General features: G+C 67.4%; 12 protein-coding genes and 1 pseudogene. 4 read left to right on the plus strand and 9 right to left on the minus strand.

Features of this window, described 5'->3' with window-relative positions; genetic code table 11:
* Window positions 1-689: integrase core domain-containing protein (locus ACZ6CL_RS42410; RefSeq protein WP_468946803.1), on the plus strand; the 689-nt coding region annotated here is incomplete at its 5' end.
* 289 nt (window positions 690-978) lie between these two features.
* On the opposite strand, the gene ACZ6CL_RS42415 is transcribed toward ACZ6CL_RS42410, so the two are convergent.
* Window positions 979-1632: a TetR/AcrR family transcriptional regulator gene (locus ACZ6CL_RS42415; RefSeq protein ID WP_468946805.1), complete on the minus strand. Its 654-nt coding sequence runs from the start codon at window positions 1630-1632 to the stop codon at window positions 979-981.
* A gap of 147 nt (window positions 1633-1779) precedes the next feature.
* On the opposite strand from ACZ6CL_RS42415, the gene ACZ6CL_RS42420 reads away from it, so the two are divergent.
* The gene (locus ACZ6CL_RS42420; protein ID WP_468946824.1) at window positions 1780-2202 is read left to right on the plus strand and encodes a YybH family protein; all 423 of its coding nucleotides are present in this window, start codon (window positions 1780-1782) and stop codon (window positions 2200-2202) included.
* Between the two features lie 95 nt (window positions 2203-2297).
* Here ACZ6CL_RS42420 and ACZ6CL_RS42425 read toward each other — a convergent pair whose 3' ends face one another.
* Complete coding sequence (locus tag ACZ6CL_RS42425) at window positions 2298-2981, minus strand: integrase core domain-containing protein (RefSeq protein ID WP_468946808.1); 684 nt, start codon at window positions 2979-2981, stop codon at window positions 2298-2300.
* Window positions 2982-3549: 568 nt separating this feature from the next.
* Here ACZ6CL_RS42425 and ACZ6CL_RS42430 point away from each other — a divergent pair.
* The gene (locus tag ACZ6CL_RS42430) at window positions 3550-4257 is read left to right on the plus strand and encodes a hypothetical protein (protein WP_468946811.1); all 708 of its coding nucleotides are present in this window, start codon (window positions 3550-3552) and stop codon (window positions 4255-4257) included.
* A 263-nt stretch (window positions 4258-4520) separates the two neighbouring features.
* The gene (locus ACZ6CL_RS42435) at window positions 4521-5042 is read left to right on the plus strand and encodes a pyridoxamine 5'-phosphate oxidase family protein (RefSeq protein ID WP_468946814.1); all 522 of its coding nucleotides are present in this window, start codon (window positions 4521-4523) and stop codon (window positions 5040-5042) included.
* Here the strand turns inward: ACZ6CL_RS42435 and ACZ6CL_RS42440 are convergent.
* The 7 genes and pseudogenes from ACZ6CL_RS42440 to ACZ6CL_RS42470 all read right to left on the minus strand — a co-directional run bounded on the left by ACZ6CL_RS42440 (window position 5029) and on the right by ACZ6CL_RS42470 (window position 9450).
* Window positions 5029-5268, minus strand: coding sequence for a hypothetical protein (locus ACZ6CL_RS42440; RefSeq protein WP_351636105.1), 240 nt, complete (start codon window positions 5266-5268; stop codon window positions 5029-5031). The two genes, ACZ6CL_RS42435 and ACZ6CL_RS42440, sit on opposite strands and share 14 nt — an antisense overlap.
* A 349-nt stretch (window positions 5269-5617) precedes the next feature.
* On the minus strand, window positions 5618-6034 hold the full coding sequence (locus ACZ6CL_RS42445) for an alpha/beta hydrolase (RefSeq protein ID WP_468946826.1): 417 nt from the start codon (window positions 6032-6034) through the stop codon (window positions 5618-5620).
* Window positions 6016-6321: an alpha/beta fold hydrolase gene (locus ACZ6CL_RS42450; protein WP_468946817.1), complete on the minus strand. Its 306-nt coding sequence runs from the start codon at window positions 6319-6321 to the stop codon at window positions 6016-6018. Before ACZ6CL_RS42450 ends, ACZ6CL_RS42445 begins: the two co-directional genes overlap by 19 nt.
* Window positions 6322-6330: 9 nt before the next feature.
* Window positions 6331-7284, minus strand: coding sequence for a D-2-hydroxyacid dehydrogenase family protein (locus ACZ6CL_RS42455; RefSeq protein WP_468946819.1), 954 nt, complete (start codon window positions 7282-7284; stop codon window positions 6331-6333).
* 66 nt (window positions 7285-7350) lie between these two features.
* A complete protein-coding gene (locus ACZ6CL_RS42460; RefSeq protein ID WP_468946829.1) occupies window positions 7351-7785 on the minus strand; it encodes an MBL fold metallo-hydrolase in 435 nt (144 codons plus the stop codon).
* A gap of 152 nt (window positions 7786-7937) precedes the next feature.
* Window positions 7938-8192: pseudogene (locus tag ACZ6CL_RS42465) on the minus strand (MBL fold metallo-hydrolase); the annotation flags it as partial.
* Between the two features lie 292 nt (window positions 8193-8484).
* Window positions 8485-9450, minus strand: coding sequence for a zinc-dependent alcohol dehydrogenase family protein (locus ACZ6CL_RS42470; protein ID WP_468946822.1), 966 nt, complete (start codon window positions 9448-9450; stop codon window positions 8485-8487).
* Window positions 9451-9649 lie beyond the last annotated feature (199 nt).

Below are 9649 nucleotides of genomic sequence, written 5' to 3' on the forward strand. Positions count from 1 at the left end.
TCCTGCGCCGCTCCGGCCTGCCGCCCGCACCACAACGCGCATCCCAGCAGACCTGGCGCACCTTCCTCCAAGCCCAGGCCCACACGCTGCTCGCCTGCGACTTCATGCACGTGGAGACCGTCTTCCTCAAGCGCCTCTATGTCTTCTTCGTCATGGAGATCGCCACCCGGCGCGTCCATGTCCTGGGCGTCACCGCACGCCCTACCGGCGCATGGGCCACCCAGCTCGCCCGCAATCTGCTCATGGACCTCGGCGACAGGGCTGGGTGCTTCCGGTTCCTCATCCGTGACCGGGACAGCAAGTTCACCGCCGCGTTCGACGCCGTCCTCGCCGGCAACGGCACAGCCGTCATCCCGACTCCGCCACAAAGCCCACGGTCCAACGCATTCGCCGAACGATGGATACGCACAGCCCGTACCGAGTGCACCGACCGACTCCTGATCACCAGCGAACGACACCTGCGCACCGTCCTCAACCAGTACGCCGAGCACTACAACGCGGGACGGGCCCACCGCAGCCTCGGCCTACGGGCACCCGACGACGACCCGAACGTCATCCCCATGCCCGCTGCCACGGTTAGGCGCCGCCAAGTACTTGGCGGACTGCTCAACGGGTACCACATCCTGCCACCCAGACTGCCTCACCATCCACAGGAAACGCCCAGCTCAGCAGCCTGGTCGGAATATTGACACCCTCAGGGGGAGTCGATCTCGCGAGACGAAGGTGTGGTCACGTTTTGCACGCGGGCCCGGACCGACGTGGCGAGGTGCCCGCGGTGCAGTTCGCTGTCGTGGCGCGTGCACGACCGGTACGAGCGGCGCCTGGCGGACGCGCCATCGGATCCACGCCGGTCGCGATCCGGCTGGTCGTACGCAGATCCAAGTGCCTCAGTCCCGACTGCCCGACGGTGACATTCGCCGAACAGCGCATGAAACTCGGTGTCCATTCCCGAGGTTGAGCCTCATTTCAAGCCGCCCCCTAACGCGCCACCAGGGGCAGGCCGGCTGCAGTGGCCGCCACCATACGCTTCAGTGTCGGGCGGAACGGCGGGAACGCCCCCGCAATCTCCGGCTCGCGCGCATACAGTTCACGCAGCGCCTCAGGCGGGCGGGTGATGGGAAACAGCTTCGCCACGAAAGCGCTGGCCGTCATCACCAGCGCGGCGCCGTCGGCGGGGGCCAGTTCGGGGCAGGCGACGGAGATGCGCTGGCCGATCGCCCAGTAGGTGTCGATGGCCCACCTTTTGAAGACCTTCAGTACCTCCACGGACACGTTGTGCTCGAGCATCGTCTCCGCATACGTGGTCAGATCGCAGTAGAGCGGCCGGTCCACGAAGGCGTCCGCGAGAACGCCCGCCGTCGCCTCGGTCCCGCTCACCTCCTGCAACCGGGCATTTACCTCGCTCGCCCACTCAGAGCCTGCGCTCATCATCAGGTGCAGGTAGATCTCCTCACGCGTACCGAAGTAGCGCAACACGTTGGACTTGGCGAGTCCGACCACAGTGGCGATGTCCTGCAGGCTGACCCTGGCCACGCCGGAGCGCTCGGCGAGCTCCCGAGCGGCGGTGAGGATGGCCTCACGGCGCTGGTCCTTCTGATCAGGGCGTCGAGCCCGCTGGAATGGCGCTGACATGAGCATTCATCCTAGTCCAGAGCTATCAGAACACCCATCTCTTGTTAAGGAACTGACGTTCTGTTACTGTCCCCGGCATCCGCCAGCCCCATCGCGCTCTGGGAGTGAAAGACCATCTCCGCCACCTCGACCAACCTCAGTCAGACCATTGACGACTTCGTTGCTGCCTTCAACGAGCCGAGTCCCGATCTCGGCAAGGTCATGTCCTTCTTCGCCGACGACGCCGTGTACCTGCCCGGCCACCTGCCGGAGCGGCGCGGCACAGCGGCGATCCGCAAAGAGTTCGAGCCGCACTTCGCCGGGCGGTACGGCGCCATGCACTTCGGGGTGTACGACAAGATCGTCGACGAGCCGAACCGCCGCGCCACGATCCGCTGGGCCTGCCGGCTCGACATGCGCGGAGAGTTTGGCCGCCGTGCGCCGCTGCCACTGCGCCTGTTCGCCCGTGCACGCTACGGCGGCCGCATGCAATGGCACGGCGTGGACGTGTTCCACTTCGACACCGCAGGACGCATCAGCGGCAAGTTCACCTACGCCATGTTCCGGCTGCCGCTGTGGGAGCGAGGCTGACACGGCTCCCCGCCGACCCGAACAACCCAAGACGACCCCACGCAACGATGCCCGTCACACCTCCCCTGTGCCGCTCGAAAAGTCATCGCTGCACGTCATGCCGCGTATCTGTAATCGTTGATGAGGCCGCCGAGGATCCGGGTGCGCTCGACTTTGGGGGTGTGGAGGTCATGCGCTGCGGCGGGTTGTTCGTGAGCGCCGGGTGGGAGCTGGTTGCGGGCTTGGTGAGGTCGGTGCTGGTTGTAGTGCCGCTCGTAAGCCGCGAGAACGTGGCGGGCATGGGCCTCGGTCATGATCAGGACATGGTCGAGGGCTTCGCGTCGGATGCTGCCGATGATGCGTTCGCAGTGTGCGTTCATGCGGGGAGCTTGTGGCGCACTTTTGAGGATCTCGATCTCCTCTGCTTGGAAGACGGCGTCGAACACCTCGCCGTACTTGCCATCGCGGTCGCGCAGCAGAAAGCGCAGGGACCCTGCCTGTATGCCCAGGTCGGCGGTGAGATTCCTCGCCTGTTGCACCGCCCAGTTCCATGTCGGGCGGGCGGTGACCCCGGTGATGCGCAGCCGCCGGGTGCCGTGCTCAAGGAACACCAGCGCATACAACCGCCTGCCGAGGGCGGTGTCGATGTGAAAGAAGTCTGCCGCGATGATGCCCTCGGCTTGCACGGTCAGGAACTCGCGCCAGGTGGGACCTCGGCGACGTGGCGCCGGATCGACGCCCGCGGCATGCAGGATCTCCCAGACCGTCGAGGCGGCGATCCGATCCCCGAGTCGGGTCAACTCACCATGGATCCACCGGTGTCCCCACCTCGGGTTCTCCCTGGCCAGCCGTAGGACGAGCTTCTTGATCTCTGTCCGGGTGGGTGGGCGTCCGGTGCGTCGGCGCGCGGTGTAGTCCCATTTCGCGGCGATGAACCTGCGGTGCCAGACCAGCAGAGTGCCCGGGGGTGACAGGGAACAGCTCGCGCCAGTGGCGTCGGGGTATCAGCGCGGACAGGGCGGCGAACCAGAACCGGTCGGCGCGCTCGTAGCGGACCGGTCCGGCCAGCTGGCGACGCAGGACCGCGTTCCCGTGCCGCAGCACCAAAAGTTCCGCGTCCTTCGCCGTCCCGCGACGCATGAGAACTGATGGTCAGCAGCCTCCGGGGCACGTTGTACAGCAAGGACACGATCACGGAGGACGTGATCCCAGCCGACGGACCGCATCCCGCTCACCTGCGGCGATGACTTTTCGAGCGGCACAGGCCCCCGCAGCCTCCCGCGACGGGAAGGCACGGTCTGGCTCTACCTCAACCGTGTCCGGCCGGCCCTGCTGGAATGGTCGGACCGCTATGACCACCTGCGGGAAGTGACCCGCGACGACGTCCGGACCTACATTAAGACACTGCACGGCCACCACCGGCGTGACCAACTCGTGGCCCTGCGCTCGCTGTTCTCCTGGGCCAAGCGGAATGGGCTGCTTTTCCGCAACCCGACCAGCCGGATCAAGGTCGGCCAGTACGAGTGCGGCGTGCTCCAGCCGCTGGTCCCCGCCCAGGTCGGCCGGTCCGTCGCGGCGGCCACCACCCCGGCAACACGACTCATCCTCGCCCTCGCCGCGGTGCACGCCGCCCGGGTCGCCCAGATCGGCATGCTCATGCTCGACGACGTCGACCTCGGCAACCGACGGCTGACCATCGCCGGACGCGTCCGCCCGCTCGACGACCTCACCCTGAAACTGCTGCTGGACTGGCTGGAGCACCGGCGAAACCGGTGGCCGAGCACCGCGAACCTCCATCTGCTGATCAACAACCAGACCGCCACCAAGACTAGCCGCGCCAGCAACCACTGGATCAGCTCCTCGATGCGCAGCCAGGACGCGACGCTGGAGCGGCTCCGCGTCGACCGGCAGCTCGAAGAGGCGCTGACCCACGGGCCCGATCCGCTTCACCTCGCCGAGGTGTTCGGGCTCGACGAGAAGACTGCGATGCGCTACGCGGACTCCGCACGGGCACTACTGGAACAGGCAGCCGAGCACTCGGCATCGCCCTCGGGAAGAGAACTTGGCCCGGATTGACGCGACTTGGAGTCGGCTTCAGCAGATCCTTGGGAGAGGCGCAGGCACTCATCCCAGGCTTCAAGAAAGCTCTCGTAGGTGTTGAGGCGTTCTTGGCGCATCCAGTGACCGTGCTCGACGGCACCTTGGTCCTGTACTTGCCGCCGGACGGCTTCGGCGTTCTTTTCCATGCCGAACTTAGCTGCCCGCCCGCGCGGAGCAACCTCACCGCTGCTTCATCAATGACGACAGACGGTGTCGGGTTTACGGCCGACGATGGACGTATGCGCGAAACCCCAGAAGAACTCAACAAGCTCCAGTCCCTCCTCGACTCCTCCCTCTCCGGCTCGACCGCACACCTCCGCTCGATCGTCGAGGGCCGCACCATCACGGCGGCGCAGCTCACCGGGGTCCTCACCGGCATGTGCACGCTCGCCCTCTCCACGGTGACCGCAAAGGGCGAACCGCGGATCAGCGGCGCCGACGGGCACTTCCTGCACGGCCGGTGGCACTTCGGCACGGCGCGCAACGCCGCCAAGGCCCGTCATCTCGCGGCCCGTCCGGCCGCCAGCGTCGCGCACATGCGCGGCGAGGACCTCGGCGTGTTCACCCACGGCACGGTGGAGGAGCTGAACCCCGAGGACGCCGAGAGCACGGCCGACTGGCAGGAACTCCTCGCCTACTTGAAGGACTTCTACGGCGACGACGACGGCTTCGACTGGAACCGCGAGGTCGTCTACTACCGGCTGAACCCGCACTGGATGACCGTCTACGCCCCCGACCTCGACAAGCTCACCGGCACGTGACGCCGGGCCCGTCGACGAGGGCCTGCACCTGCGCGTACGTGGGTGCGGGGCCGGTCGACGGCGCGCCGTCGCGTACCGCCAGCGCCGTGGCGACGGCCTCGCCCAGCGCCCGCCGGTACAGCAGCGACCCGAGGCTGCCCCGCCCCCAAGCTCTCAACTCCGCTTCGCTGCGTTCGAGCAGGGGGCCGCTCGGCGTCTTGCCGGTCCAGGGGACCAGGAACGGCAAGGTCGCGAGTTGGCCCCGAACCCACGGAAGCAACTCCGCAGAGCACGACGACGGACCCTTGAGTTCCCACCGAGAACCCTTCAGTTTGCGTGAACTTACGGGACTCGCCGGCCTTGGGGAACATCGGTACAGCCGTTAGCGCTAAGCACTTGATCATGGTCTGATCGCGCTCGGAGCGGGCCCGGAGTGTCCTGGTGGATCCACCCTTGGCCGCGTGGATGATGAGGCATGGAGTGCGATGAGAGCCGCGGGTGGGCTGAGACCGCCATCGCCGGGCTGCACATCCGTGGCGATGGTGTCGCTGGGATACGTCTTCTCAGCTGGGAGGGTGTCCTGCCGCTCTCGGTGGTCAGGGCGGTCGTGGTCGGGCCGCCGACCGGACGGCCCGGTCCCGTACCTGCGCAGGTTCGGGGTGTGACGTGGCGGTCAGGCCCGTCTGCGCCTGCATGGTCTGCCGGGACGTCGGCGGGTCCACGTCGGTGGTGCGCTGGTGGCGACGCTCCCAGAACCTTTCACCGGCGGCCTGGCTGGTCGGTGTGGGTTCGAAGAAGAGGAACCGGAAGTCGTCGAGGGTCAGCACTTCATGCCGGGTGGCGACATCATTCACGTCGGGGTGCCGGTCCGTATCGTCGCCGGCTCGGGGCTTGGTGCCGGCGAGAACGAGCCTGCGGACCAGTTCGCGGTGGCGGAGTGCGAGGGCCTGCGCGACATAGCCGCCGATGGAGAAGCCGAGGATGTCGACGCGGGTCAGGCCCAGCGCCTGGATGACGCCGCCGCGTCATCGGCCTGCGCTTCCACGGTGTCCGGGGTCTGGCCACTGGAGCTTGCGACGCCTGTGTTGTCGAACAGAATGACCGGACGGTTCGCGGCCAGTCCGTCCGTCACCGCAGGATCCCAGTGATCCATGCCGCCACGGAAATGCTGCACGAACACCAGCGGTGTGCCGGTCTCGGCGCCGAAGCGCCGGTAGGCGTACCGAATCCCGTTCGCCGTGACGAACCGCGTCGCCGTCACATGGGAGAGAGGCGGTGTGTGAGTCGGTCGGGTCGTCATCTTCGGCTCCTACTTCATCAGCCGCACGGGAGAACCCGCCTGGAACGCGGCGATGTCCTCGACGGAGTCCTGATAGAAAATCTCGTACAAGTCGCGGTTCACGTATCCGACGTGCCCCGTGAGCAGCGCGTTCGGCAGCGCCCGCAACGGGTGGTCCGCGGGTAGCGGCTCGGTGTCGTACACGTCGAGGGCGGCTGCTCGGATCGCGCCCTCACGCAGGACGTCGATCAGGGCGACCTCGTCGACGACCGGTCCGCGTGAGGTGTTGACCAGGACGGCCGAGGGCTTCATCGACCGGAGTTCCGCCGCGCCGACCAGCCCGCGTGTTCGCTTGCTGAGCTGTACGTGGATCGAGAGCACATCGCTTTCGGTGAAGAGTCGCTCCTTCGTCACCGCCCGCACGCCGTGCTCGGCGGCGGTTTCGGGGGTCAGGTTCCGACTCCATGCGATGGTGTCCATTCCGAAGGCCTGTCCGATCCGTGCCACTCCGGAGCCGACGCGACCGAGGCCCAGAATGCCGAGAGTCCTGCCGTGCAGCCCCTCGCCGACCGATACCTGCCAGCCGCCGGCGCGCATCGACTCCGCCTCGACGACCAGGTTTCTCGTGGCACCGAGGATCAGCGCCCAGGTGTGCTCGATGGTGGCGTGGGACTCATAGCGGGTCCCGCACACCGTGATGCCGAGTCTGTGGGCGGCCGTAAGGTCGATGGCGGCATTGGCCGGGCCGGTGCTGACCAGGAGCCGAAGGTCGGGCAGCCGCTCCAGGACCTCGGCCGGGAATCGCGTGCGCTCCCGCATGGCCACGAGCACGTCGAACCCGGCGAGGCTACGGACCACCTCGTCGGCATCGGCGAACGGCTCGGTGAAAACGACGACCTCGGCAACGAGCGACCCCCAGTCGGCCAGGCTCCTCGCGACGTTCTGATAGTCGTCGAGGATCGCGATCTTCATGCGGGTGGCCATGTCGGCAACCTCCGTATTTCGTCGAGGTGATGCGCCTGTCTTCGCGGGGTGGCGACCCGGCGTGGCTCAGGCGAGCAGGCCCAGGGCGCTGTACCAAAGGGGTCCCGGGTTGAGCCGGTCACCGTGGAGCTTCGACATCTCCTCGAAGAACTCCAGGGGCTCCGGCTTGCCGGCCAGGAGCCGGATCGCGTCGCGCAGGTACTGCCGGGTCTCGTCCAGGATCTTCGGGTCGTCGGGCAGGTCTGCCTTCTTGTGGCCGGCGACCACGTGGCGCGGATCGAGTGCGGCGAGCCGGTCGATGCCGTCCAACCACGCCTGAAGGCCGCCGTCACCGCCTTCGAACATCATCAGGTGCACGCCGTTGTAGACCACGTCCCCGGCGACGACGAGACCGATCGACGGCACGTGCAGGACGCTGGAGTCGTCGGTGTCGGTGTGACCGGTCTCGACGGCCCGGAGAACTCGGCCCTCCAGCCGGAATCCCTCGGTCGGCACGGGCACGGCGAGGACCGGGGTGTTCTCCGGGACCCGGGGAAGGTCTTCGCGAACCCCTTGTCCTTGCTCTCCAGTTGGCTGCGCATCTGCCGGATGGTGCCCTCGGTGGCGTACACCACGCTGTCGGCGTCGCCGAACCGTTCCAGCAGCGTCGCGGTGCCGAACCAGTGGTCGGGGTGGCCGTGGGTGACGTAGACGAACGCCAGACGCTTTCCTGAGCGCGCCAAGCCCTCGGCGACCTGCGCGATCTGGGTGTGAGTCAGCGGCGGGTCCACCAGGACCGCGTCGCGTTCTCCGGTGATCAGGGTGGATGAGATCGGCGAGGACACGATCCCGTCGCCGTTCGGCAGCTGAAGATCGATCTTCCGGGGAACGCTGTCAGAGACGAGGACTTCGTAGGACAGTTCGGGCATCTCGATACTTCTCTCGTGGCAGGGGCTGCCCCTCACCGACCTCGCGAATGAGCGGCGGTTTGCCTGGCGAGGGTGAGCACTATTGATCAGTGGATCTACATCCCACACGCTGGAAACCCGTGGCGCGCGTTGCTGGCGTGCACGCGGTGGTCTGGAGAGTTCCGGCAGGTCAGGCCAGGCGCCGGGTTGTCATCGTCCCCGGCGGAATGGCCCTGATGCCGCTTCGAACGCCCTGCTACGGCTCGGCTCGCGTCCGCGGGACCCGCGACGGTGCGAGTTCCTCCGGAGATCGTCATGACCGGGCCACCTTGAGCAGGGTCTTTCCGCCGCGGACGACCTGCTCGATCGCCGTATGGATGTCATCGAGGTCGAACACGGCGCCTGGCGGAACGAACAGGGCTCCGCTCGCGACCAGGGGCGCGGCCTCGCGGATGACGGGGAGCACCTTTGTCGCGTAGTCGAAATGGCCGGCGAAGAATCCGTGTACCGTCGCGCGCTTGCCGATCAGGGTCAGTGCGTCGACGGACATCGGCTGCCCGGTCGCCGAGGCGTAGCTGACGAGCGCACCGCCCTCGGACAGCAGGTCGAGCAGGCGGGCGGGAGCGTCGCCGCCCACCGAGTCGACGGCGAGCCCGACCCGGGCATCGCCGATCGCCTTGCGAACCTCTTCGACCGCCGTCGCGCCGTCGAGGCGGACGATGTCCGCGCCGGCCGCGGTCAGTTCGGCGAACACGGACTCGTCCCGGACGAAGTTGATCGTCCGGAATCCGCGGGCCTTTGCCAGGGCGATCAGGGAACGTCCGACGCCGGAGTTCGCGGCGTTCTGCACGATCCAGTCCCCGGGCCTCAGGTCGGCGTACTCGCTCAGGATCAGACCGGCCGTGGGCGGATTGCTGCCCAGCATCGAGAACTGCTCGACGCTGCCTTCCGGCAGTCGGAACAGCCCGTCGGCGGGCAGCAGCAGCCGCTCGCGCCAGGCACCGGCGAACAGCGGCAGAACCACCAGATCGCCCGCCGCGAGCGTGTCGACGCCGGGGCCCGCCTCGACAACCCGGCCGACACCCTCGTTGCCGAGGACCAGCGGGAGCGGTGGCCGCCCGAGCTCGCCCCTGACGACCTTGAGGTCGTGCAGGTTCAGCGGTGAGAACTCGACCGCGACCTTGACCTCGCCGGCGCCGGGAGCGTTCGGCTCCTGGAGATCGACGACGCGTACGACGTCCTCCGGCTTTCCGAACTGGGTGATCTGGATGGCACGCATAGGGACTCCCGGTGAGAGGCGGCGAGCTCTTCGACACAGTCAAACTACACATTTTGCTTATGTCCGCCGCGGCGTGTCCGTCGTTGGACGAGAAGGGGGGGAATGTCAGTGCCGCACGTACGGTGCGTCCGCCCTGGGGATCAGCTCCAGCGCCGATTGGGCCGTCTGCCGGAGCGTCGTGCCGTCGACACCCGCCTTG

It is taken from the genome of Streptomyces sp. NPDC041200 (assembly GCF_055591805.1).